A 24,349-nucleotide genomic window follows, 5' to 3' on the forward strand; every position below is an offset into this window, starting at 1 on the left:
AGCAACCGGTAGGAACCTTCATGCTCTCGCCCCGTACCACCCCCACCCGCGACGTCGTCGGCCTGGACGGCCTCTGGCGGTTCGCTCTCGACACCCGGGCCGCCACCGCCCCGTGGGCGTCACGGCTCGCGCCACCGCTCGAAGTCCCCGTGCCCGCCAGCTACAACGACCTGTTCGTGGACCCGGAGATCCGAGACCACGTCGGAGTCGTCTGGTACCAGCGCGACGTACGCGTGCCGCGCGGCTGGACCGGCGAGCGCGTGATCCTGCGCTTCGGGTCCGTGACCCACGCCGCGCAGGTCTACGTCGACCAACGGCTCGTGGCCGAGCACACCGGCGGCTACACACCGTTCGAGGCGGACCTCACCGGCGTCGTCGAACCCGGCCACGAGTTCCGGCTGACGGTGGGCGTCGACAATCGGCTGACGAACACGACCATCCCGCCCGGCAGCGTCACGACCGGCCCCGACGGCCGCGAACGGCAGTCGTATCTGCACGACTTCTACAACTACGCGGGCATCGCACGCCCAGTCCGCCTGTACAGCACGCCGAAGACCTTCGTCGAGGACGTCACCGTCGTCACCGGACGAGACGGCACGACCGGCACCGTCGCCTACCGGGTCGAAATAGCCGGCGACCACGCCGACACGGCCACCGTGCGGGTGCGGGCGATCGACGAGGCCGGCCGGACCGTAGCGGAGGGACGCGGCACCGAGGGCGTCCTGCAGATCACCGACGTCACCCTCTGGCAACCGGGCGCGGCCTACCTCTACGACCTGCTGGTGGAGCCGGAAGTCGACGGCGTGCCCGTCGACAGCTACAGCCAGTCCTTCGGCGTCCGTACCGTCGAGGTGCGGGGCACAGAATTCCTCATCAACGGCGAGCCGTTCTACTTCACCGGCTTCGGCAAGCACGAGGACACCCCCGTACGCGGCAAGGGACACGACGACGCCTACCTCGTCCACGACTTCCAGCTCATGGACTGGACCGGCGCCAACTCCTTCCGCACCTCCCACTACCCCTACGCCGAAGAGGTGCTGGACTTCGCCGACCGGCACGGCATCGTCGTCATCGACGAGACCGCCGCCGTCGGCCTCAACCTCGGAGTCCAGGGCGGCCTCACCGGTGTTCCGCCGACCCCCACCTTCGCCCCGGAGAACTTCGGTGGCACCACGCGGGACGTACACGCCCAGCATCTGCGGGAGTTGATCGAGCGGGACAAGAACCACCCGAGCGTGGTGATGTGGTGCCTGGCAAACGAGCCGGCATCCAACGAGGACGGCGCGCGTGAGTATTTCGAGCCGCTGGTCGAACTGGCCCGCAAACTCGACCCCACCCGTCCCCTCACCTACGCCGCCGTCATGTTCGCAACACCGCAGAACGACCAGATCGGCGACCTCTTCGACGTCCTGAGCATCAACCGCTACTACGGCTGGTACATCTTCACGGGCGACCTCGCGACCGCCGAGGGGTACCTGGAGCAGGACCTGCGCGGGTGGGTCCAGCGCTTCGGCAAGCCCGTCATGATGTCCGAATACGGCGCCGACACCCAGCCCGGCCTGCACTCGGTCTGGGACGCTCCGTGGAGCGAGGAGTACCAGAGCGACTTCCTCGCCATGTACCACCGCGTCTTCGACCGCATCCCCGAGTTCATCGGTGAGCATGTGTGGAACTTCGCCGACTTCCAGACGACCCACGGAATCCACCGCGTGGACGGCAACAAGAAGGGCGTGTTCACCCGCGACCGCAAGCCGAAGTCGGCCGCCTTCGCCCTGCGCCGACGCTGGCACGGCCTGGGCGGCCACAAGCCCGGCGAGGCCACGGCCGGCTGACACCTGCGGGGGCGCGCGGCATCGCGCTTTCGCTGCGTGGCACTGGGCTGCCACTGCGCCCCGCAACCGAGAAGGCGGCCCATGCCTCGCCCCCGGCACCGGCACCGGCTCCGGCCGACGTAAGCCACAGCCACTGCTGTTGTGCGTTCGCCGCAGCCCCGAGCGCCCTCACGCCCGCCGGCTGCCGCCACCCCTCGTGATCATGTGACAAAGGAGCCCTCATGCCTCACGCCGACCGAGACGTCAGCGTGGTGGTGCCCCCTTTGACGGGGTCGCCGCAGGACGCCGCCGGGGCTCCCACCGAGCCGCCCGCCGAGCCCGAGATCGAGGCATCCCCGCTCAAGCAGGTCGGGAGGGACTACCTCCTCTGGCTGATGATCGCCAGTTTCGGCGCTTCCCTGGCCCTGATGGTGCCCCTCTCCTACTCGCTCGCGGTGCGGGTCTCCGACCTGGCGCCCGGGCATGAGGAACAACTCGGCTTCGTCACCGGGTCCGCGCAGTTCGTCTACCTGGTCCTCAGCCCCCTGATCGGCCTCTGGAGCGACCGGACCCGTTCCCGGCTCGGTCGCCGGACCCCTTTCATGATCGGCGGCGCCCTGCTCGGCACCGTCGCGCTGGTCGGAGTGGCCCTCGCACCGTCTGTCCTCCTGCTGGGCCTGGCGTGGGTCGTCGGCATGCTCGGCTGGTCCACGACCGGGCAGGCCGTCCAGAACGTCCAGGCGGACCGGGTGCCCGAGGAGCAGCGCGGCCGGGTCGCGGCGCTGACCAGCGTCATGACCCAGATCGCCCCCGTGATCGGCATCGGCCTCGCGTACGGGGTGGCCTCCAGCACGTTCCTGGTGTTCCTGCTCCCGGGCGTGCTGGGCGCCGCCCTGGTGATCCTGTTCCCGGTGTTCAAGCCCGAGGGCGACTCCCGCGCCCTTGTGCGCACCGGCGGCGTGACGCTGCGGAACGTGGTCGCCAGCTACGGCTTCAACCCGCGCAAGCATCCGGATTTCGGCTGGAACTGGCTCGGCCGCTTCGTCTTCTTCATGGGCCTGTACTTCAACACCGCCTTCGGCACCTTCTTCTACGCGCAGCGCCTCGACCTGCCGGTCAAGGAGGTCGCCGGGATCGTGGCGGTCATCGGGACCGTGGGCGTGATGGCCGCCGCCGGCGGTGCCGTCGGGGGCGGCTTCCTCTCCGACAAGCTCGGCCGGCGCAAGCTGTTCGTCCTCATCGGCTCCGCGGTGTTCGTCGCCGGGGCGGTCACCGAGGCGTTCGCCCACTCGCTGCCCCAACTGGTCGTCGGCGCGGTGCTGATGCAGTTCGCCATCGCGTTGTTCAGCGCCGTCGACCAGGCGATCGTGTTCGCCGTCCTGCCGGACCGGGCCGAGGCCGGCCGCTATCTCGCCGTCGTCGCCTTCGCGCAGAAGATCCCCAGCGCCGTCGCCCCGCTGATCGCCCCGCTCGTCATCACCCTCGGCGTCGGCGACGGCGGTGAGAAGAACTACACCCAGCTCTACCTGATCGGCGCCGCCCTGGCCCTGGTCGGCGGCCTCATCGTCAAGTTCAAGATCAAGTCTGTCCGGTAGCGCCGCCCCAGGCCGGCGTCCCGGGAGACATCCTGTTCCACCGAGTTCGGAGAAGGCTCAGCATGCACCACGCACCGTACGACCTGGGCATCGACAGCGGCGGTGACGGCTTCCCCGTGTCGGGGCCTACGCCCCGGCTGTCGTGGAAGCCGCCGTCGGACGGGGCACGCCCGGTGGCGTACGAGGTGGAGTGCACCGTCGACGGCGAGGCGCGACCCGCTGTGACCACTGCGGTGGGCGGGCACCGGTTCCTCGCCTGGCCATGGGCGGCGCTGGGCAGCGGCTGTCGGGTGGCCTGGCGGGTCCGGGCGCTCGGCGACGACGGCGACTCGCCGTGGTCGAGGTGGCACACGTTCGAGAGCGGTCTGCTGGCCGCCGACTGGCGAGCGCGCTGGATCAGTCCCGCCGAGTCCGGCGACCGCGGATACGGCGGGCGACCCGCGTACGCCCTGTCGGCCCGGTTCCGGGTACGGGCCGGGGTGCGCTCGGCACGGCTGTACGCGACGGCACTCGGGGTGTACGAGGTCTACGTCAACGGCGGGCGGGCCGGCACCGCCGAACTCACGCCCGGGGCCACCTCCTACGACCGTACGCTCCACGCCCAGGCCTACGACGTGACGGACGCCGTCGTCACGGGCGACAACCGGATCGGGATCCTGCTGTCCGACGGCTGGTACCGGGGCCAGGTGGGCGCCTTCCGCCAACCGGCCGACTGGGGCACGGTGCCCGGTGCGCGGGCCGAACTCCACCTCGTGCACGAGGACGGCACACGGCAGGTCGTCCGCACCGACGGGACGTGGACGAGCGCGGAGTCGCCCATCACCCGGGCCGATCTCATGGACGGGCAGACCACCGACTTCCGTGTCGGGCCCGGCACCGAACGGCCCGTCCTCGTGGACCGGGTCGAGGCACCCGCGATCACCTGGTCGCCGGCACCGCCGGTGCGGGTCGTGGAGTCTCGCGCGGCACAGTCGGTCCAGCGGATCGGGGACGGACTCTGGATCGCCGACTTCGGTCAGAACGCCTCCGGCCGGATCACTCTGAGCGACCTCGGACCGGCCGGGACCCGTACCGTCATCGACCACGGCGAACACCTCGGCCCGGACGGCGACCTGACGACCGCTCACCTGGACGCCACCCGGCCGGGCCAGGCGCCGATCCCCTTCGTCCAGCGCGACGAGGTGGTGTCCGCGGGCGGCGGTGAGACGTTCGAGCCGCGCCACACCGTGCACGGCTTCCGCTACGCCCGCGTCCGCCGTGACGGCGCCCCCCTGGACCCGGCGAGCCTCGTCATGCGGGTCGTCCACACCGACCTGCGCCGCACCGGCACCTTCACCTGCGGACACGAGGATCTCAACCGCCTCTACGAGATCGCCGAATGGAGCTTCCGCGGCAACGCCGTCGACGTGCCCACCGACTGCCCGACCCGTGAACGACTCGCCTGGACCGGCGACTACCAGGTCTTCGCCCCCACCGCGACACGCCTCTACGACGTCCTGGGCTTCAGCAGCAAATGGCTGCGCTCCGTCCGCGACGACCAGTTGCCCGACGGCCGGATCGCCAACTTCTCGCCCGACGGACGCCGTATCAAACACCACCTCGACGACCAGTTCGCCATGATGACCGGCTCGGCCGGCTGGGGGGACGCGGTCGTCGCCGTCCCGTGGGAGCTGTACGAGTCGTACGGCGACCGGGAGGTGCTGGCGGAGAACTGGGAGGCGATGGTCGGCTGGGTGGAGTGGGCGCTCACGACCGCCCGTACGCTTCGCCACCCGTCCCGGAGCGAGCGCTCGGCCGAACCGCTGCCGCACGAGCGGTACTTGTGGGACGGCTCCTTCCACTGGGGTGAGTGGACCGAGCCCCGGGTGAGGGCGGCCGACGGCACCCGCGTCGACCCGGTCAAGGACGATCCCGTCGCCTGGTTCCTGGCCGACAAGGGCGAGATCGGTACGGCCTTCCTGTACCGCTCGACGGCGACCCTGGCCCACGTGGCACGGGTGCTGGACCGCACCGAGGACGCGAACCGCTACGCCGAGATCGCCGAGCGGGTACGTGACGCGTGGCGCACCGAGTTCCTCTCCCCCGACGGACGCACGGTCGGCGACACCCAGGCCGGCTACGTGCGCGCGCTGTCGCTCGACCTCGTCCCCGGCGCACTGCGCGAGGCCGCCGCCGCGCGCCTGGTCGAGCTGATCCGAGCGGTCGGCACCCATCTCGGCACCGGCTTTCTCGCGACCGGCGACCTGCTCCCCGTCCTCTCCGACACCGGACACTCCGACGTCGCCTACGAGTTGCTCCTCCGGCGCACGGCGCCGTCCTGGCTGTACATGCTCGACCGTGGCGCGACCACCATCTGGGAGGACTGGGAGGGCGTCGACGACACCGGCACCGCGCACGACTCCCTGAACCACTACAGCAAGGGCGCGGTGGTCCGCTTCCTGCACACCCACGTCCTGGGACTGCGGCAGACGCCGGGGTCGGTCGCCTGGGAGTCCTTCGAGGTCGCGCCCGTCCCGCACCCGTCCGTGCCGTGGGCCCGGGGCACGCACGAGTCCCCGCAGGGCACGATCGCCGTCGAGTGGCGAACGACAGGCGACCGGCTCACCGTCACGGTCGACGTCCCCCCGGCCACCACCGCTCGTGTCGTCTTCCCCGACGGCACCACCGTGGAACACCTTCCTCCCGGCACGTTCAGCGCCACCGGCCGCGTGGGGAAGGCGGATTGAGCCGAGCGCGCGTCTCCCGAGGATGGCGGCATCGGAGGACGCGGCGTCCGGCGGAGCCTCGCGCGTCGCCACCACCCTGGACTGCCGCGAACCGGTAGCCCGGCACAGGCCTACGCCTCTCGAAGCGGTCGACGATGTCAGGCGACGGTCAAGCCGCCCGCCAGGAGCGCTTGCCGGTTGGCCGCGAGGAGTTCGAAGCGGTCGGCTTCGGCGCGGTCGATCTCCGTGATGTGCCAGCGCAGATGGGTCCCGGCGCGCAACGCGGCCGGGATGTCGATGTCCCCGGTACCGATGGGCGTCTGCGCTGTGTCCAATACGGCGGGCCCGTCCTTGACGTGGGCGGCCACGGCGCGTTCTCCGAGACGTTTCAGGACCTCGGCCGGGTCCTGGCCTGCCACGGCGGCCCAGTAGACGTCGACCTCGGCGAGGACCTCGGGGTCGAGCAGGTCCCACAGCACGTCGAAGGCGTGGGCGCCGCCAGGCAGCCGGGCCCACTCGAAGTGGTGGTTGTGGTAGCCGAGCCGGATCCCCGCCCCCGCCAGCTCGCGTGCGGCCTCGTTCAGACGGCCGGCGAAGGCGCGCACTCCGTCGTGGCTCTCCAGGGACCGCTCGTCGAAACCGTCGACGAGCCACGGAATCGGCACGAAGGCGGTGTCCGTGCCGAGGATGCGACAGACCTCGACCGCGGCTGCCTGGCTGTCGCCCTGGACGGCGATGTGCACCGAGCCGACACCGAGGCCGGCCTCGTCCAGGTCCGCCCGCAACGCACGTGCGGTGGCGGCCAGTTCAGCGGGAGGAGTGTTCCACAGGCCGAGCGCGAACGGCTCGACGTGACGGAAGCCGAGCGCGGCCAGGCGGGCGAGCGAGCCGGGGCGGTCGGCCTCCAGTGCGTCGATCACGCTGTACAGCTGAACGGCGAGAGTGCCGGGACTCATTCTTCGTCCTCTGGTGGTGCGGCCTGCGGGAAGGTCATCCTCATGAAGGCCCGGACCGGGCCGACGATGTCGAGATCCTGATCGAGCAGCCATTGCAGCTGCAGGCCGTTGAGTACGGCTTGGAGCAGGGTGGCGGCGTGTTCGGGGGCGATCGCCTCGTGCAGTTCTCCGCGGTTCGCCTTGCCGCGCATGCCCCGCGCGAACTGATCACTTCCCCAGGCGTAGCGCTGTACGAAGTATCCGTGTGCGGGATGCTCCGGACGTGAGGCGGCCGCCGCGAGCTCGATCCACAGCCGCATCAGCTCGGGGGCCTTCTGGTGGTGGCGCAGCATGTCGCCGAGGTACGGCGCCAGATGGTCCATGTCCGGGACCTTCGACTCGGCGTACCGCCGTTCCTCGGTGTCGCGTTCGGCGAGCACGGCGGCGAGCAGGTCGTCCTTGGTGCGGAAGTGATGCAGCAGACCGGCGTGGGTGATGCCGGCCCGCTCGGCGATGTCCCGCAGCGAGGCCTTCGTGAACCCGTGTTCCGCGAAGCTCTCGCGCGCCGCCCGGACGATCTCCGCCCGCCGCGCCGGTGTCTTGGTGTACGGGCCGCGGGCCTTGGCCTGGGTCACGGTGCGCTTGCCCTTCCCGAATCCCGCATCACCATTTCAAAAACCTTCCAAGCCTTAACATTTCGCGGTCTGCTCGGAGTGTGGACGGCGGCGGCCACGAGCGCAAGAGGCGGGACGCGACGAGTTCCCGCCGGATAACGCTCTGGTCACGAACGCGGCCCCCACCCTTCCCGCGCCTCCCGTCCGGGCTTACCTTCCGAATGAAATTCGACCACGTGGTAACTGTTCGCGTGACGGGGTGCACCGGCGGATCACCGACCGGCGCAACGGGCCCGTTCACCACCGCATGCCGACGTCACTCAGGGCACCGCCGCACACCCCCACACGTGTGTCGCCCACTCGTGCACCCGTGCATGACCGCACCGGCCTACCGACGCACCGACGAAGGCCTCGGCTCTTCAGGTTCCAGGACGAAGGAATCCACCCATGCGCATCCGCTTCTCGCCTTCCCGGCCCGGGCCACAGCCGCGACAGCGCTCCCGGACACTGGCTGCCGCCGTCGCCGCCGCCCTGCTGGCGACGGCCGCCTCGGCGTGCGACAGCAGCCCGACCTCCGCGTCGGACTCCGGCGCCGACCGGACCCTAGCGCTGTCCATCCTCGGCACACCCAACTCGTTCGACCCCGCCCAGCTCGTCGAGGGCCAGCAGACCTACGTCTGGGACTCGATCTTCGACACGCTCCTTCTCCAGGACAACAAGGGCGAGCTCCACCCCGGCGCCGCGCAGAGCTGGTCGTACTCCAAGGACGGCCGCACGCTGACTCTGAAGATCCGCCCGGGCATGAAGTTCAGTTCGGGCGACCCGGTGGACGCGAACGCGGTGAAGGCCACCCTGGAGCGGATCCACTCGACGCCGGGGCAGAGCCAGCTGTCGTTGGCGTCCGTCGCCTCGGTCGAGGCCCCCGACGCGTCGACGGTCGTCATCGAACTCAAGCAGCCCGACGCCTCACTGCTCGCCGCGCTGTCGACGTCGCCCGGTGTGATCGGCGACCCGAAGACGATGGCGAACAAGAGCACCGCCCTCAATCCGGTCGGCTCGGGGCCGTACACCCTGGACCCGAAGACCACGGTCAACGGCTCGGTGTACGTCCTCAACCGGCGCGACGACTACTGGAACAAGAAGGCGTACCCCTTCAAGACGGTCAAGATCCGTGTGATCACCGATCCGACCGCGTCCGCCAACGCCCTCAAGGCGGGCGAGACGAACGCCGGCACCGCCGACGTCTCCCAGCTGCCCGCGCTCAAGGCGGCCGGTTTCCAGATCACGCATGTGCAGGCGACCGCGGGCGCCTTCCTCGTCCTGGCCGATCGGGCGGGCACCAAGCTGAAGCCGCTCGGCGATCTGCGCGTCCGCAAGGCCATCAACATGGCCTTCGACCGGCAGAAGATGGTCACACAGGTGCTGCGCGGCTCCGGCAAGGCCACCGACCAGCTGTTCAACCCGAAGAGCAAGGCCTACGACGAGGCGCTCGACAAGGTGTACCCCTACGACATCGCCGGGGCCAAGAAGCTGCTGTCCGAGGCCGGTTACCCGAACGGCTTCAAGGTCACCATGCCGAGCCTCGTCTTCACCAAGTCCTTCGAGCCGCTGTTCACCCAGGCGCTCGCCGACATCGGCATCAAGGTGACCTGGGAACCGGTGCCGGCCCAGCAGACCACCACCGCCGTCGCGTCCGGCAAGTACCCCATGTTCCTGCTCGTGGAGGGCCTCGCCTCCGACGCGGTCATGACCCGCAGCTTCTACACGCCGACCGGCTTCCGCAACGTGTTCCGCTCCACCGACCCGAAGCTGACCGAGCTCCTCGGCCAGGCCGCCCGGGAACTCGACCCGGCCAAGGCCGGCGGAATCTACCGGGAGATCAACAAGTACGGCGTCGACAACGCGTGGCTTGCGCCCGTCTTCTACCTGGGCAGCGACTGGGCCACCAAGAAGGGCATCACCTACCTCGGCGACGGCTCCTCCACGATGTCCACCGTCCGGCAGTTCGGCGTCGCCGACTCGTCGCGGTCCGGAGGGTGAGCGGCCACCCATGACGGTCTATGTGCTGCGTCGCCTGACCGCGGGCCTCGTGCTCGCGGTCCTGGTGACCATGATCACCTTCCTGCTGCTCAGCACGTCCTTCGACGACGTGGCGAGCAGCGTCCTCGGCAACGGCGCCACACCGGGGCAGATCGCCGCCCAGAAGGCGCAGATGGGCCTCGACCGGCCCTTGGCGGTGCAGTACGGCGACTGGCTCTCGCACGCGATCCGAGGAGATCTCGGCGCCTCTTACTTCACCAGCGAACCGGTCCGCTCCGCGATCACCGCCCGGCTCGGCGTCACCCTGTCGATCGTCGTCGTCGCGCTGCTGGCCACCTCGGTCATCAGCGTCGCCCTGGGGGTGGCCGCAGCCGCACGCGGCGGTGCCGTCGACCGGTTCGCGCAGGCCGCCGCGATGACCGGCTACCTCGTCCCGAGCCTGCTCGTCGCCATCGCTCTGGTCTACGTGTTCGCCGTCAAGCTGCACGTGTTCCCGGCCACCGGATACACGGACTTCAGCGAGAGCCCGGTCCGCTGGGCGAGTTCCATCGCCATTCCCGTGGTCGCCCTGATGACGGGTGGGGTCGCCAGTCTGACCTCCCAGATCCGCGGCGCCATGATCGGCGAACTGCGCAAGGACTACGTCCGCACCCTGCGCACCCGGGGCATCCCCACCCGCTCCATCGTGCTGCGGCACGCCCTGCGCAACGCCGCCGGACCGGCCCTGACAGTCCTGTCCCTGGAGTTCATCCAGATGCTCGGCGGGGCCCTGATCATCGAGCAGATCTTCGCCCTGCCGGGCTTCGGTCAGTACGCGTTCAACGCCTCCTTGCAGGGCGACGTGCCGATCATCATGGGCATCAGCCTCTTCGGCGTGCTGCTCGTCGTGACCGTCAACCTCGTCGTCGACCTCCTCAACGGATGGCTCAACCCGAAGGCGAGGATCGTCAGTTGACCACACCCAATGCGGAAACGCGGCGCCGCTCCACCCTGCGGCGGCTGATCGCCGACCCCCAGGCCGTCGTCAGCGCGAGCCTGCTCGTCGTCATCGTCCTGCTCGGACTGCTGGCCCCCGTCCTCAGCGACCACGGTGCCAACGAGGCGAACCTGGACGCGGTCGACGCCGGCGTCGGCGACCACGGCTATCTGCTCGGCGGCGACAAGAGCGGCCGCGACATCTTCGCCAGGCTCCTGTTCTCGATCAACACGAGCGTGGTCTCGGCGCTGATCGGCACGAGCATCGCCCTCGCGATCGGGATCACGTCCGGACTGGCCGGCGGGTACTTCGGGCGGCGCGTACGCGGAGTGGCCGAGTGGCTGTTCAGCCTGATCATGACGTTCCCCGGGCTGCTCCTGCTCATCGTGCTGATGCCGGTGACCAAGGGCGACTACAAGGCCACCATGGTCGTCTTCGGCGTACTGCTCTCCCCTGGCGTCTACCGGCTCGTACGCAATCTCGTCCTCGGCGTGAAGAACGAGCTGTACGTGGACGCCGCCCGGGTCTCCGGACTCCCCGACCGGCGCATCCTGCGACGGCATGTCCTCACCGTGGTGCGCGGACCGGTGATCATCGCCACCGCGTTCCTCGCCGGCTCGTCCATCGCCGTCCAGTCGGGCCTGGCGTTCCTCGGCGTCGGCTCGAACACGGTGCCCAGCTTCGGCGCGATGATCTCCGAAGGGTTCGGCAACCTGTACGAGGAACCGCTGCAGTTCCTTTGGCCGAGCCTGACCCTCGGGATCATCACCGCCTCGCTCGTACTCCTCGGCAACGCGCTGCGGGACGCCCTGGAGGGCGGCCGCCCGAAGCCGGCCCGGATCGTCACCGCCACCGCGTACCGGCCACCCGCCACGAAGGGCACCGTATCCGCACTGCTCACCGTCGACGACCTGGCGATCGCCTACCCGACACCGGCCGGCGACCTGAAGGAGGTCGTCAGCGGCGTCACCCTGAGCGTGACGGCCGGGGAAACCCTCGGCCTGGTCGGCGAATCCGGCTCCGGCAAGACCCAGACCGCGTTCGCCGCACTCGGCGTACTGCCCGCGGAGGCCGTCGTCACCCACGGCTCGATCCGCCTCGACGGCCGCGAACTGCTCGGCCTGAGCGAACGCGAACTGCGAGCCGTACGGGGAACGTCCATCGCCTACGTCCCCCAGGAACCGATGTCCAACCTGGACCCGTCCTGCACGGTCGGCGCACAGCTCGTCGAGGGCGTGCGCGCGGCGACCCCCATGTCCAGGGGCGAGGCCCGCGACCGGGTCCTGGCACTCCTCGCACGGGTCGGTATCCCCGAACCCGAGCGCGCCTTCCGCTCCTATCCGCACCAGATCTCCGGCGGCATGGCGCAGCGCGTCCTCATCGCGGGCGCCGTCGCCAGCCGGCCCCTGCTGCTCATCGCCGACGAACCGACCACCGCCCTCGACGTCACCGTCCAGGCGGAGATCCTCGACCTGCTGCGCGACCTGCGCAAGGAACTGAACATGGCCGTACTGCTCGTGACCCACAACTTCGGTGTGGTCGCCGACATCTGCGACCGCGTGGCGGTGATGCGGAAGGGGACGGTGGTCGAGACCGGCACGACGGAAGAGCTGTTCGCGACACCCCAGCACCCCTACACGCGCACGCTCCTCGACTCGATCCTCGACGAGACCACGCTGCGCACCGACCCGCCGGCCACCCCGGCGGGCGCGCTCGAAACGGAGAAGCGATGACCACACTGCTGGAGGTGAGCGATCTGCGCGTCGCCTACCCCGGGCGGCGCTTCAGGGCCGGCTCCCACGAGATCCTCCACGGCGTGTCACTCACCGTGGGGCAGGGCGAGACCCTCGGCGTCGTCGGCGAGTCGGGCTCCGGGAAGACGACCATCGGCCGGGCCGTGCTCGGCTTGGTCGCCCCCAGCGGCGGCACGGTCCGCTTCCGGGGCAACGACATCACCCGCGCCGGGCGCGCGGAGCGCCGTGCCCTGGCCCGGGACATCCAGGTCGTCTTCCAGGACCCGTACTCCTCCCTCAACCCCGCCCTCACCATCGGTGACATCCTCGGCGAACCGCTCATCGTGCAGGGCACCGCGACAGGTGCGGCCCGGCTCCGGGTGGCGGAGTTGCTCGATCAGGTGGGGCTGCCGAAGGACGCGTCGCAGCGGCTGCCACGGGAGTTCAGCGGCGGTCAGCGGCAGCGCATCGCGATCGCCCGCGCACTGGCACCCGCCCCCCGGCTCATCGTGTGCGATGAACCCGTCTCCGCCCTCGACCTCACCACCCAGGCCCGCGTCCTCGATCTCCTGATCGACATCCAGCGCCGCACCGGCGTCGCGTACCTGTTCATCTCGCACGATCTGGCGGTCATCCGGCACGTCAGCCACCGCGTGAGTGTGATCCACCGCGGCGACATCGTCGAGACCGGGACGGCCGGCCAGGTCACCACGGACCCCGAACACCCCTACACACAAAGGCTTTTGCTCGCGGCGCCGGTCGCGGACCCGGCCGAACAGCGTCGGCGGCGCGAGGCGCGACAACGCCTGTGACGTGTTCGTCCTACCGCATCACGCGAACAGGTCAGGACCCGTTGGCAGGAAACCCCCCTTGGGCAACACTGCTGTCGGCAGGGCTGTGTCGCGGGCTGCAAGGCAGCGTGATGCATAGCCGGTCCGCGAGTTCGTGGGCGTCGACACCGTACGTCTCCCGGATCCGTACGCCGCCGCCGACGCCGACGCCGAGGACGCCGTGGTCGGTGTAGACGCGGCCGACGCCGGTGAGCGGGTAGGTGCAGTGCGGCACGAGCTTGGGCTCGCCGGAGCGGGTGAAGAGCGTCATCATCACGTAGACGTTCTTGGCGCCGATGGCCAGGTCCATGGCGCCGCCGACGGCGGGGATGTCGTCGGGCCCGCCGGTGGTCCAGTTGGCGAGGTCGCCGTCGAAGGCGACCTGGTAGGCCCCGAGGACGCAGACGTCGAGGTGGCCGCCGCGCATCATGGCGTAGGAGTCGGCCTGGTGGAAGTAGACCGAGCCCGGCAGTTCGGTCGCCGGGACCTTGCCGGCGTTGGTCAGATCGGGGTCGACCGCGTCGCCCTCGGCCCTCGGCCCCCTGTCGAGCATGCCGTTCTCGGTGTGCAGCACCACCGGAGGAGTCGGCCGGCAGATGGTCGGCGATCTTGGTGGGCTGCCCGATACCGAGGTTGACGAAGGACCCGGCCGGGATGTCGCGTGCGATGACGGCGCCCAACTCGTCCATGAAGAGTCTGCGTTCGCTGTACGCGGTGGTCATCGTGCCCCCCGCGCGGTGTAGTGACGGGCCGTCACCCGCACGATCCGGTCGACGTGGATGGACGGGGTGACGACGGCCTCGGGGTCGAGCTTGCCGGGCTCGACGACCTGGTCGACCACACCACGTCGTCGACCACGGCAGGGCCCAGGCCCGGCACCCGGAGCCCGGCCCGAAGACCATGGACGCCCTTGATCGCCGCACCCGACGCGAAGACCAACCCGTACTGGGGAGCCACCCCAGCCCCACATCAAGGACACCAACAGGCGACCGGGGCGACCCGGAGCACGGCCATCACCCAACGCGTCTCCGCCATCGCGACGTTCGACAAGAACATCGACCGCCCGGCCGACGCTCCGCTCCGGCCGCCCCCGCGAGAACGTCGAACGGGAGATGCTTTCCGAGGTCTCGGCCGCCGCCGACCTCGACTGTCCGATACAGAGCCGGCAAGTGGTCACGCTTTGCCCTTCCGGCTGTGCCGAGCGCACGGATATGAGCAAAATCCGTAGAAGCAGTGCAGGTTTCGAGGGGGCGACATGGTGCAGCTGCGATTACTTGGCCCAGTCGAGATTGCCGTGGCCGACGGGAGGGCGGACGCCGGTCCGCCCCAACGGCGCACCGTGCTCGCCGCGCTGGCCGTGGACGCGGGGCGTCCGGTGGGGACCGACGTCCTGATCAGCCGGGTCTGGGGGCCCAACCCCCCGCAAGGTGCCCGGCATTCGGTCCATGCGCACATCGCCCGGATTCGTCATGTGTGTGCCCGGCTCGACGACGCGTCCGGCGAAGGACTGCGGCTCGGTCGCCGGTCGGACGGTTACGTCCTGGAGGCCGACCGGCATCAGGTCGATGTGCACCACTTCCATCGCCTGGTCGGCCGGGCCCACGACGTCCGCGTACCGGACACCGAACGGGTGTCTCTTCTCGGCGAGGCACTCGATCTGTGGCGCGGCGAGCCGCTGAGTGGGCTGGACGGCCCGTGGGTCGAACAGATGCGCCAGGCATGGCGGCGCGAACGGGTGGACGCGACCATCGAGTGGGCCCGTGTCCAGGCACGGCTCGGTGCTTCCACTGCGACGATCGGCCCGTTGTCCGCGCTCCTGGACGATTTCCCCCTGGTCGAGCCACTGGCCGAGGAACTGATGCGGGCCCTGCACGCCACCGGCCGGGACGCCGAGGCCCTGCTGTGCTACGCCTCCATGCAACGGCGCCTGACGGAGGAGCTCGGTACGGACCCCGGGACGGCGCTGCGCGGAGTTCACCAGGCGATCCTGCGCGGGGACCTGCCCGGACCCACCGCTCCCCCGCGACCTGCGCCGCCGGCACGTTCCAGGCCGCCGCGGGGAGGGGCGCCCGCACAACTGCCCGTCGCAGTCCGGGGTTTCACCGGTCGACACGAGGAACTCGCGCGGCTGGACGGGTTCCTCGCGACTGCGCAGCCCTCGGCGCCCGTGGTGATCTCAGCGGTGTCGGGCAGCGCGGGCGTGGGCAAGACCACGCTGGCAGTGCACTGGGCGCACCGGGTGCGGGAGTTCTTCCCCGACGGTCAGCTCTATGTCAACCTTCGGGGCTTCGATCCCGGAGGAGCGGTCGGGGACCCGGCGGAGGCGGTGCGCGGTTTCCTGGACGCCTTTGCCGTACCGCCTGCCCGGATACCTCCAGGTCTGGAGGCCCAGGCGGCGCTCTACCGGAGTCTGCTGGCCGACCGGCAGGTGCTGATCGTGCTCGACAACGCGCGGGATGCCGCACAGATCCGGCCGCTGCTGCCCGGTGCACCCGGCTGCCTGGTCGTGGTCACCAGCCGTAACCGGCTCACCAGCCTGGCCGCCGCCGAGGGCGCTCATCTGCTCGCCATCGACGTGCTGTCCCCGGACGAGTCCCGGTCCCTGCTGGCCGACCGTCTCGCCGCCGACCGTCTCGCCGCCGAACCCGCCGCCGTGGCGGAGATCGTGACCCGTTGCGCGGGCCTGCCGCTGGCTCTCGCCGTCCTTGCCGCTCGGGCCGCCGCCGAGCCCCACATCCCGCTCTCCACCCTCGCCGACGAACTGCGCGAGAGCGGCAGCCGTCTGGACGCGCTCGACGGCGGTGATCCGGCCACGCGGGTACGGGCCGTGTTCTCCTGGTCCTACGACGCCCTCAACCCCGGTGCCGCACGGCTCTACCGTAGGCTCGGGCTGCATCCCGGGCCCGACATCTCGGCCGAGGCCGCCGCGAGCCTGGCCGCCGTGGCACCCACGCGGATTCGCGCCCTGCTCGCCGAACTGACACGCACGCATCTGCTCACCGAACACCTACCGGGCCGCTATTCCCTGCACGACCTGCTCCGCGCCTACGCCGGCGAACTCGCCCGCACCGAGGACAGTGGCACCGAACGCCACCAGGCCACGTACCGCGTGCTCGACCACTACCTGCACACCGCGCTCCGGGCGCAAAGTCTTCTCGGTCCACCCGCGGACCGGATCGCCCCCTCCCCGGCCCCGCCCGGCGTCGCCCCCGAGGAACCGACCGACCGCGAGGAGGCCATGGCCTGGTTCACCGCCGAGCATCCGGTGCTGCTCGCCGCCCTCCAGCAAGCGGGCCAGGACGGTTTCGACACCCACGTCTGGCAGCTCGCCGCGGCGATGACGCCCTACCACCAGCGGCAGGTGCTCTGGTCCGACTGGGCCGCCACCCACACAGCCGGGCTGGCCGCCGGTCGCCGACTGGCCGACGGAGCGGCGGAGGCCTGCGCCCACCGCAACATAGGCAATGCCGAATCGGCCCTCGGCCGTCCCGCAGAAGCTCGCGCCCACCTCGAACGCGCCGCGGACCTGTATCGGCAACTCGGTGAACCGTCAGGCACGGCGCACACCCATCTCGCGCTGGGCAAAGTCCTGGCCCAACAGGGGCGCCACACCGAGGGACTGGAACACTCACGGCACGCCGTGCAGGGATTCCGCGCCGCCGGAGACCGTGCCTGGGAGGCACTGGCGCTGAACAACGTCGGCTGGGACCACGCGGAGATGGGCGAGTACCGGCATGCCATCACCTACTGCGAGCAGGCACTGACCCTGGTGAAGGACACCGGCCACGTCTCCGGAGAGGCTCACACCTGGGACACCCTCGGATACGCCCACCATCACCTCGGCGAATACAGCGAGGCCGCCACCTGCTACGAAAGAGCCGTGGCGCTCTTCCACGACATCGGCGACCGCTACTACGAGGCGGACATCCTCGCCCACCTCGGCGACACCCACCACGCGGCCCGGAATCCCGAAGCCGCCCGCGAAGCCTGGACCCTGTCGCTGGCGGTCTTCGAGGAACTCGATCACCCGGATGCCGCGGCACTGCGAGCCAGGCTCCACGATCATCTCGACCTGGATCCGTCAGACACGGAGCTGCCCGCACGCGGCTGACCACTCATCACCGATCAGTACTCCAGCGGTAGGACGACCGAATCGCGCGAGGCGATATTCCGGCGAACCGGGGTAGCCGCCAGACACCCTGCGGTTGGACGCTCACGCTTCAAGGAGAACGATGCTCACACTCACGTCCCGGCGTCTGCGCGGCACCGCGCGTCGGGTCTTCGGCTGGCAGCAGTTGCGTCCGGCCCAACTGACCGCGATGAAGGCCGTGATGAAGGGGCGTGACGTACTCGCCGTCATGCCGACCGGCGCGGGCAAGTCCGCCGTGTACCAGGTGCCCGCGGTCCTGCTCGGCGGTCCGGTCGTCGTCGTCTCGCCGCTGATCGCGCTTCAGCGGGACCAGATGCAGAGCCTGCTCGGATCCGGCGTGCTGCGCACCGCCGCGATCAACTCCGCGCAGCGCCCGAGCGACAACGAGACGGCATGGGCCCGCATCAGTTCCTCCACGGTCGACGTGGTCTTCCTCGCTCCTGAGCAGCTCGCCAAGCCGGATGTCACCGACCGGCTCGCCGCCGTCCGTCCCCGGCTGCTGGTGGTGGACGAAGCACACTGTGTGTCGTCCTGGGGGCACGATTTCCGGCCGGACTACCTACGGCTGCGGCACGCGCGGGAGCGGCTCGGAAATCCTCCGGTGCTCGCCCTGACCGCGAACGCGGCGGCCCCGGTGCGACGCGACATCGCCGAACGGCTCGGCATGAACGATTCGGTGGAGATAGTGGCCGGTTTCGACCGTCCCAACATCCACCTGGACGTGTCCGCCTTTCAGGACGCGGCCGCGAAGGAGCGGTTCGTCGTGGAGCGGGCGGCCGTCGAGGAGAAGCCGGGAATCCTGTACGCGGGAACGCGGAAGGCAGCGGACAGCTATGCGGAGCGGTTGAGCGGCCTCGGGCTGTCCGCCGCCGGCTACCACGCGGGCCTCTCCCCCGCCGAACGCCGCCGGACCCAGGACCGGTTCAGCTCCGGTGAACTCGACGTGGTCGTGGCGACCTCGGCGTTCGGGATGGGCATCGACAAGGCGAACGTACGGTTCGTGCTTCACGCGTCGGTCCCCGGCTCTCTCGACGCCTACTACCAGGAGATCGGCCGGGCCGGCCGCGACGGCGCACCGGCCAGGGCGCTCCTCGCCTACCGCCCGCAGGACCTGGGTCTGCAACGCTTCTTCGCCTCCGGCGCTCCCGACGCCGACGCACTGCGCCGCGTCGCCGAGCGCCTGCGCGGCGACGGGGGCACCGTGAGCGCAACCGGGCTCCGAGCCGACTGCGAACTCGGCGCGACAGCACTGTCAGCCGTGCTGAACCTGCTGGAGGAAGCCGGCGCCGTCCGCACCGGACGGGACGGCAGCCGCTTCACCGGCGCGCTCGGCGCCGCCGCGGACGACGACGTCGACGCCGCTGTGCAGAGCGCACTCGCCGTCCACGCCACGCACCTCAAGCTCGAACAGTCCCGGGTCGACATGATGCGCGGGTACGCCGAGACGACCGACTGCCGACGGCGGTTCCTCCTTGGATACTTCGGCGACTCCGTCCGCGTCCCGTGCGAGGCGTGCGACAACTGCGCGGCGGCGGTCAAGCCTGCGGGCAGGCCGAGGCGTGGGCGGTCCGGGGACGCCGGACATCCGTACAAGGCGACCGCACGGCGGCGCCGGTGGCCCCGGGCCGGTGCGCGCGCGGGCGCCGCCGCCGGTGCCGTCCGGGCGGCGGAGACGGCCGCACGCCCCACCGTGGACGAGCACGCCTACCTGCCGGGCGTCCGCGTGCACCATGACCAGTGGGGCCAGGGCGAGGTCATGAGCGAGGGCGATGGCAAGGTCACCGTCTTGTTCGAGTCGGTCGGCTATCGCACCCTGTCGCTGGCCGTGGTGACGGACAAGCAGTTGCTCATCGCACTGCCCGACTCACCGCGCTGACGCTGGACCCGCGAGTTCCGGGCGTCGGGAGCCGGCCCTGCCCCGGGCGCACTGGAACTCGTCGATCTCGGGACTCTCCGACATCGCCTCGGCGGGACCGGAAGAAGTCGATCCGGAACAAACGTCACCTGGATGCCGCGAAGGCCAGTTCGGTGTGGAGGGTCACGGGCAGTTGCACGGGTTTCGCGCTCGTCGCGCACCACAACCTGCTGGACCTCCGACTGCGGTGACGGGACGGCCGCTTCAGGGCAAAGACGCACGATCTCGCACCGGGCAGGCGGCTGTCTCGTCGTGCCACCTCTTGCACACCTCTGGCGCACCGGGCCTCCCATGTCACTGATCGGATCTCCAGCCCCTCGTACACAGTCGGCCAAATTTCAACTGTGTCGTTCCGTGTGACTGGCGTATCAATGGGGATCGCAGGTTCTGACGAACCGTCACATTCGATCCCCCGCAGTGTGCCCGCACCCACCCGGCCCGGGATCGCCATCCCACACATGGCACTCCCGTCAACGGGAAGGGAACACGATCCCCATGAAACGGTTAACCACCGGTGCGGCACTCACAGCTGCTGTCATCGCCGCCACGACGCTGGCCTTCGCGCCCTCCGCGTCCGCCGCGGTCACCCCGAGCTCCGCCACCATCACCGCCTCCTGCGGAATCTTCGGGGGCGGCACGGCCACGTTGACCGCGACCCAGGTCAGCAGTACTTCAGCCACCATCACGCTCAGTTCCACCGCCATCACCACGCCGCTCGCCCTGTCGGCGAACTCCATCAGCTCCACGCTCACCATGACCAACTCCACCGGCGCCAACCGGGTGTTCAGCGGGACCGTGAACCCGGCCATACCCGCAGGCGGTGCGGTCAAGGTCGGCCCGCTTCCCGGCACCGTGGCCGTCGGCGACAGCCTGGACTTCTACCAGGGCTCACTGAAGATGGTGATCTTCGGCATCTCCGTCACCTGTACGTCGAACGCCGCACAGTCGCCCAGGCCCTTCGTCTTCAGCTGAGCCTGCCATGAGTGAGTGACCCATTCCCGATGCCGCAGGAACCGACCCATCCGACGATCCGTCATGTTCCTGCGGCATCACCACCTACTTCACAGAACTTGAGCTGCCCCGAGTTCCGCAGAGTCCGGTGATCCTGTTCCAGGCGCGCTGCGGGACTCGTTCCCGGCTCTGCCAGAAGTCGCGTTCGTCCTCGACCGGTGGCACGTGGTCGAGCGCAGAGCGCAGGCGTTCTTCGTTGTACCAAGTGATCCATTGGAAGATCGCCCGTTCGACCTGGGCACCGCACCTTCCGGCTCCATGGTCCCGCCCCGGCGCGCACACCGTGCTCCTGAACGCGGACCAACGCCGCCGCCTCCGGACCCACGGCCGCTGGACACCCACCGTCCTGATGGGATCGATCGTCGCGACCGTCGTGTTCGCCCTGTGGTGCAGTCGACAACTGCGCAGCGGTGCCCGCCCGCTGGTGCCCCTGTCCGCGCCGGACAGCGCCCTGCGGTCCGGAGCCCTGGTCATCGGCCGGCTGGGCAAGGTGATCTTCGGCACCGGCTCCCTCGTTCCGCCCCTCCGCTACCGCGCGGGCACCGGCGACCTGAACCCGCACCGCCACGCCTGACGGACTCCGCCGGCCCCGAGTAGCCATGCCGGAGCGGGGTACCCGGGCCCGCGGCCCGACGCTCCGCGCGCCGTACCCCTCCCGGTGGGCCAGTCTGGAAGTGACACCCACCAACGTCGCCGGGCGTTCCGGCCGCCGAAAGGACCCCTCATGGGTGTGCGTACGTGGATCAGCGACTGGCCCGCCTTCCGCCAGCTGACAGGCTCCGACCCTCTGGGGCGCGGACGGGCCGCCATGTCGGCGCGCACCGAGCACCTCAGGCCCCGCACGGACACCGCCGACCGGGTGGTGAGGTCCGTGTGCCCCTACTGCGCGGTGGGCTGCGGCCAGCAGGTCTACGTCAAGGACGACGAGGTCGTCCAGATCGAGGGCGATCCGGACTCCCCCATCAGCCGCGGACGCCTGTGCCCCAAGGGCTCGGCCACGCTCCAGCTCACCACCGGCTCGGCCCGCCGCCACGAGGTGCTGTACCGGCGGCCGTACGCCACAGACTGGGAACCCCTCGACCTGGAGACCGCCATGGACATGGTGGCCGAGCGGGTGATCGAGACGCGGCGGCGGACCTGGGAGTGGGAGTCCGAGGGGCTGCGCACCGCGCGCACTCTCGGCATCGCCAGTCTCGGCGGCGCGACCCTCGACAACGAGGAGAACTACCTCATCAAGAAGCTGCTGACCGGCCTCGGGATCATCCAGGTGGAGAACCAGGCGCGGGTCTGTCACAGCTCCACCGTCGCCGGACTCGGCACCTCCTTCGGCCGGGGCGGCGCCACCACCTTCATGCAGGACCTCCAGCACGCCGACTGCATCGTCATCCAGGGCTCCAACTTCGCCGAGGCCCACCCGGTCGGCTTCCAGTGGGTGATGGAGGCGAAGGCGCGCGGCGCCCGGGTCATCCACGTGGACCCGCGCTTCACCCGCACCAGCGCGCTGGCCGACCTGCATGTCCCGATCCGGGCCGGCAGCGACATCGCGTTCCTCGGCGCGATCATCAACCACGTCCTGACCGAGGAGAAGGACTTCCGCGAGTACGTCCTCGCCTACACGAACGCCGCCACGCTGGTGAGCGAGGACTTCCGCGACACCGAGGACCTCGACGGCGTCTTCTCCGGCCTGGACGAGGACAAGCACCACTACGACCCCACCAGCTGGCAGTACGAGGGCGTCGAGGTGCAGCAGCCGACGGGTGAGGTGGACGAGCAGTACGAGGAGCGCGTCCGCGGCTCCGGCGGTCCCGAGGCGCACGGGTCGGGCGGCGCGCAGACGACGAGCCGGCCGCCCCGCGACGAGACCCTGCGGCACCCGCGTTGCGTCTACCAGATCCTCAAGCGCCACTACGCCCGCTACACACCGGAGTTGGTGGAGGAGGTCTGCGGAGTACCGCGTGCGAAGTTCCTCCAGGTGTGCGAGGCCCTGACCGCGAACTCGGGCCGCGAGCGCACCAGCGCCTTCGTGTACGCGGTGGGCTGGACCCAGCACTCGGTCGGCGCCCAGTACATCCGCGCCGCGAGCGTGCTCCAGCTGCTGCTCGGCAACATCGGCCGCCCCGGCGGCGGCATCCAGGCGCTGCGCGGCCACGCCTCCATCCAGGGCTCCAGCGACATCCCCACCCTCTTCAACCTGCTGCCCGGCTACCTCCCCATGCCGCACGCCCACGCGCACGAGAACCTCGACGCGTTCATCGACGCCAGCCGCACCGACAAGGGCTTCTGGGGCAACATGCGGGCCTACTTCGTGAGCCTCCTCAAGGCGTACTACGGCGACGCGGCCACCGCCGCCAACGACTTCTGCTTCGACCATCTGCCGCGCCTGACCGGCTCGCACTCCACCTACGACACCGTCCTGGCCCAGCTCGACGGCGTGTGCAAGGGCTACTTCCTGATGGGCGAGAACCCGGCGGTGGGCTCCGCCAACACCCGGCTCCAACGGCTCGGCATGGCCAACCTGGAGTGGCTCGTCGTCCGCGACTTCTCCCTCATCGAGTCGGCGACCTGGTGGCAGGACGGCCCGGAGATCGAGACCGGCGAGCTGCGCACCGAGGACATCGGCACGGAGGTGTTCTTCTTCCCTGCCGCCGCGCACACCGAGAAGAACGGCTCCTTCACCAACACCAACCGCTGGCTCCAGTGGCATCACGCGGCCGTCGAGCCCGAGGGCGACGCGCGCAGCGACCTGTGGTTCATGTACCACCTGGGCCGCCGCGTCAAGGAGCGGCTGGCCACCTCGACCGACCCGATGGACCGGCCCGTACAAGATCTGACCTGGGACTACCCGGTGGACGGCCCGCTGCGGGAGCCGGTCGCCGCCGCTGTCCTGGCCGAGATCAACGGCCACGGCCCGGACGGGGCACCGCTGTCGGCGTACACCGAACTCAAGGACGACGGCTCGACGCGCTGCGGCTGCTGGATCTACTGCGGGGTGTACGCGGACGGCGTCAACCAGGCCGCCCGCCGCAGGCCCGGCGGCGCACAGGACTGGGTGGCCGCCGAGTGGGCCTGGGCGTGGCCCGCCAACCGCCGCGTCCTCTACAACCGGGCGTCGGCCGCCCCCGACGGCACACCGTGGAGCGAACGCAAGGCGTACGTGTGGTGGGACGAGGCGCAGGGGAAGTGGACCGGGTACGACGTCCCGGACTTCGTGCCCGACCGCGCACCCGATTTCGTACCGGACGAGGACGCGACCGGCCCGGACGCGCTGCGCGGCGACGACCCGTTCATCATGCAGGCCGACGGCAAGGGCTGGCTGTACGCGCCGGCGGGCCTGGAGGACGGCCCGCTCCCGACGCACTACGAACCGCAGGACTCCCCCTTCGGCAACGCGCTGCACCCCTCCACACCGCGTTCCCCCGTACGCCAGTTGGTCACGCGTGAGGGCAACCGCTACCACCCCAGCGGCGACGAAAAAGGTGCCGAGATCTTCCCGTACGTCATCACCACGCACCGTCTCACCGAGCACTTCACGGCGGGCGGCATGAGCCGCTGGTCGCCGTACCTCTCCGAACTCCAGCCGGAGTTCTTCTGCGAGGTCTCCCCCCAACTGGCCGCCGAACGCGGGCTGGAGCACATGGGCTGGGCCACCATCGTCACGGCCCGCAACGCGATCGAGGCCCGCGTCATGGTCACCGCCCGCATCAGCCCGCTGACCGTGCACGGCCGGACGGTCCACCAGATCGGCCTGCCCTTCCACTGGGGGCCCAACGGAGTGTCCACCGGCGACGCGGCCAACGAACTCGTCGCGATCGCCCTCGACCCCAACGCCCACATCCAGGAGGACAAGGCGCTGACCGCCGACATCCGCCCGGGCCGCCGACCGCGCGGACCGGACCTGCCGAAGCTGGTCGCCGAATACCGCAGGCGCGCGGGCATCACGGCCAACACCGGGACGGAGACCAGGAAATGACGGATCGTCACTTGCTCAGCGGTACGGAGCCCGACCCCGCCCGCGACGCCGGGCACCCCGAACC

General features: G+C 70.3%; 15 protein-coding genes and 1 pseudogene. 12 read left to right on the forward strand and 4 right to left on the reverse strand.

Annotation, left to right across the window (positions count from 1 at the left end):
• From uidA to JHN45_RS38270, 3 genes are all read left to right on the forward strand, one after another.
• Positions 1–1,832, forward strand: a 1,832-nt coding sequence (gene uidA, locus JHN45_RS38260; RefSeq protein ID WP_307783314.1) for a beta-glucuronidase, incomplete at its 5' end; no start/stop codon positions are given.
• A gap of 221 nt (positions 1,833–2,053) precedes the next feature.
• Positions 2,054–3,406 (forward strand): MFS transporter, encoded by a 1,353-nt coding sequence (locus JHN45_RS38265; protein ID WP_201054183.1) that lies wholly within the window; start codon positions 2,054–2,056, stop codon positions 3,404–3,406.
• A gap of 62 nt (positions 3,407–3,468) precedes the next feature.
• On the forward strand, positions 3,469–6,132 hold the full coding sequence (locus JHN45_RS38270; RefSeq protein ID WP_201054184.1) for a family 78 glycoside hydrolase catalytic domain: 2,664 nt from the start codon (positions 3,469–3,471) through the stop codon (positions 6,130–6,132).
• 137 nt (positions 6,133–6,269) lie between these two features.
• Here the strand turns inward: JHN45_RS38270 and JHN45_RS38275 are convergent, their stop codons facing one another.
• Together JHN45_RS38275 and JHN45_RS38280 are read right to left on the reverse strand one after the other, a co-directional pair.
• Positions 6,270–7,067: a sugar phosphate isomerase/epimerase gene (locus tag JHN45_RS38275; protein ID WP_201054185.1), complete on the reverse strand. Its 798-nt coding sequence runs from the start codon at positions 7,065–7,067 to the stop codon at positions 6,270–6,272.
• Positions 7,064–7,681: a TetR/AcrR family transcriptional regulator gene (locus tag JHN45_RS38280; RefSeq protein WP_201054186.1), complete on the reverse strand. Its 618-nt coding sequence runs from the start codon at positions 7,679–7,681 to the stop codon at positions 7,064–7,066. The genes JHN45_RS38275 and JHN45_RS38280 overlap by 4 nt, the downstream gene beginning before the upstream one ends.
• A 426-nt stretch (positions 7,682–8,107) precedes the next feature.
• Between JHN45_RS38280 and JHN45_RS38285 the strand changes: the two genes are divergently transcribed.
• Genes JHN45_RS38285 through JHN45_RS38300 form a run of 4 tightly spaced genes read left to right on the forward strand, consistent with a single transcriptional unit; the run spans position 8,108 to position 13,221 of the window.
• Positions 8,108–9,700: an ABC transporter substrate-binding protein gene (locus JHN45_RS38285; RefSeq protein WP_201054187.1), complete on the forward strand. Its 1,593-nt coding sequence runs from the start codon at positions 8,108–8,110 to the stop codon at positions 9,698–9,700.
• A 10-nt stretch (positions 9,701–9,710) separates the two neighbouring features.
• Complete coding sequence (locus JHN45_RS38290) at positions 9,711–10,655, forward strand: ABC transporter permease (protein WP_201054188.1); 945 nt, start codon at positions 9,711–9,713, stop codon at positions 10,653–10,655.
• Positions 10,652–12,409 carry a dipeptide/oligopeptide/nickel ABC transporter permease/ATP-binding protein gene (locus JHN45_RS38295; protein ID WP_201054189.1) on the forward strand — a complete coding sequence of 586 codons (1,758 nt, stop codon included), beginning with the start codon at positions 10,652–10,654 and terminating at the stop codon, positions 12,407–12,409. The genes JHN45_RS38290 and JHN45_RS38295 overlap by 4 nt, the downstream gene beginning before the upstream one ends.
• Positions 12,406–13,221 (forward strand): ATP-binding cassette domain-containing protein, encoded by an 816-nt coding sequence (locus tag JHN45_RS38300; protein ID WP_201054190.1) that lies wholly within the window; start codon positions 12,406–12,408, stop codon positions 13,219–13,221. Before JHN45_RS38295 ends, JHN45_RS38300 begins: the two co-directional genes overlap by 4 nt.
• Positions 13,222–13,252: 31 nt before the next feature.
• Here the strand turns inward: JHN45_RS38300 and JHN45_RS38305 are convergent.
• Positions 13,253–13,961 (reverse strand): annotated as a pseudogene (locus tag JHN45_RS38305) (CoA-transferase).
• Positions 13,958–14,080 (reverse strand): hypothetical protein, encoded by a 123-nt coding sequence (locus tag JHN45_RS54200; protein ID WP_268982452.1) that lies wholly within the window; start codon positions 14,078–14,080, stop codon positions 13,958–13,960. The pseudogene JHN45_RS38305 and the gene JHN45_RS54200 overlap by 4 nt, the downstream one beginning before the upstream one ends.
• A 453-nt stretch (positions 14,081–14,533) precedes the next feature.
• On the opposite strand from JHN45_RS54200, the gene JHN45_RS38315 reads away from it, so the two are divergent.
• The 5 genes from JHN45_RS38315 to fdh all read left to right on the forward strand — a co-directional run bounded on the left by JHN45_RS38315 (position 14,534) and on the right by fdh (position 24,285).
• Positions 14,534–17,350, forward strand: coding sequence for a BTAD domain-containing putative transcriptional regulator (locus JHN45_RS38315; protein WP_201054191.1), 2,817 nt, complete (start codon positions 14,534–14,536; stop codon positions 17,348–17,350).
• Positions 17,351–17,471: 121 nt separating this feature from the next.
• The gene (locus JHN45_RS38320) at positions 17,472–19,265 is read left to right on the forward strand and encodes a RecQ family ATP-dependent DNA helicase (RefSeq protein WP_201054192.1); all 1,794 of its coding nucleotides are present in this window, start codon (positions 17,472–17,474) and stop codon (positions 19,263–19,265) included.
• A gap of 534 nt (positions 19,266–19,799) precedes the next feature.
• The gene (locus JHN45_RS38325) at positions 19,800–20,276 is read left to right on the forward strand and encodes a hypothetical protein (RefSeq protein ID WP_201054193.1); all 477 of its coding nucleotides are present in this window, start codon (positions 19,800–19,802) and stop codon (positions 20,274–20,276) included.
• A 244-nt stretch (positions 20,277–20,520) separates the two neighbouring features.
• The gene (locus JHN45_RS38330; RefSeq protein ID WP_201054194.1) at positions 20,521–20,889 is read left to right on the forward strand and encodes a hypothetical protein; all 369 of its coding nucleotides are present in this window, start codon (positions 20,521–20,523) and stop codon (positions 20,887–20,889) included.
• A gap of 150 nt (positions 20,890–21,039) precedes the next feature.
• Positions 21,040–24,285, forward strand: coding sequence for a formate dehydrogenase (gene fdh, locus JHN45_RS38335; protein ID WP_201054195.1), 3,246 nt, complete (start codon positions 21,040–21,042; stop codon positions 24,283–24,285).
• The last annotated feature ends 64 nt before the right edge of the window (positions 24,286–24,349 follow it).

The sequence above is a fragment of the Streptomyces sp. MBT53 genome, assembly GCF_016654115.1.
GTDB lineage: Bacteria > Actinomycetota > Actinomycetes > Streptomycetales > Streptomycetaceae > Streptomyces.

Bases quoted from the DNA above. Each gene is read 5' to 3' on its own strand.
- fdh (WP_201054195.1), top strand. From the start codon at position 21,040: ATGGGTGTGCGTACGTGGATCAGCGACTGGCCCGCCTTCCGCCAGCTG.
- JHN45_RS38300 (WP_201054190.1), top strand. From the start codon at position 12,406: ATGACCACACTGCTGGAGGTGAGCGATCTGCGCGTCGCCTACCCCGGG.
- JHN45_RS38320 (WP_201054192.1), top strand. From the start codon at position 17,472: ATGCTCACACTCACGTCCCGGCGTCTGCGCGGCACCGCGCGTCGGGTC.
- JHN45_RS38270 (WP_201054184.1), top strand. From the start codon at position 3,469: ATGCACCACGCACCGTACGACCTGGGCATCGACAGCGGCGGTGACGGC.
- JHN45_RS38290 (WP_201054188.1), top strand. From the start codon at position 9,711: ATGACGGTCTATGTGCTGCGTCGCCTGACCGCGGGCCTCGTGCTCGCG.
- JHN45_RS38325 (WP_201054193.1), top strand. From the start codon at position 19,800: ATGAAACGGTTAACCACCGGTGCGGCACTCACAGCTGCTGTCATCGCC.
- JHN45_RS38275 (WP_201054185.1), bottom strand. From the start codon at position 7,067: ATGAGTCCCGGCACTCTCGCCGTTCAGCTGTACAGCGTGATCGACGCA.
- JHN45_RS38285 (WP_201054187.1), top strand. From the start codon at position 8,108: ATGCGCATCCGCTTCTCGCCTTCCCGGCCCGGGCCACAGCCGCGACAG.
- JHN45_RS38265 (WP_201054183.1), top strand. From the start codon at position 2,054: ATGCCTCACGCCGACCGAGACGTCAGCGTGGTGGTGCCCCCTTTGACG.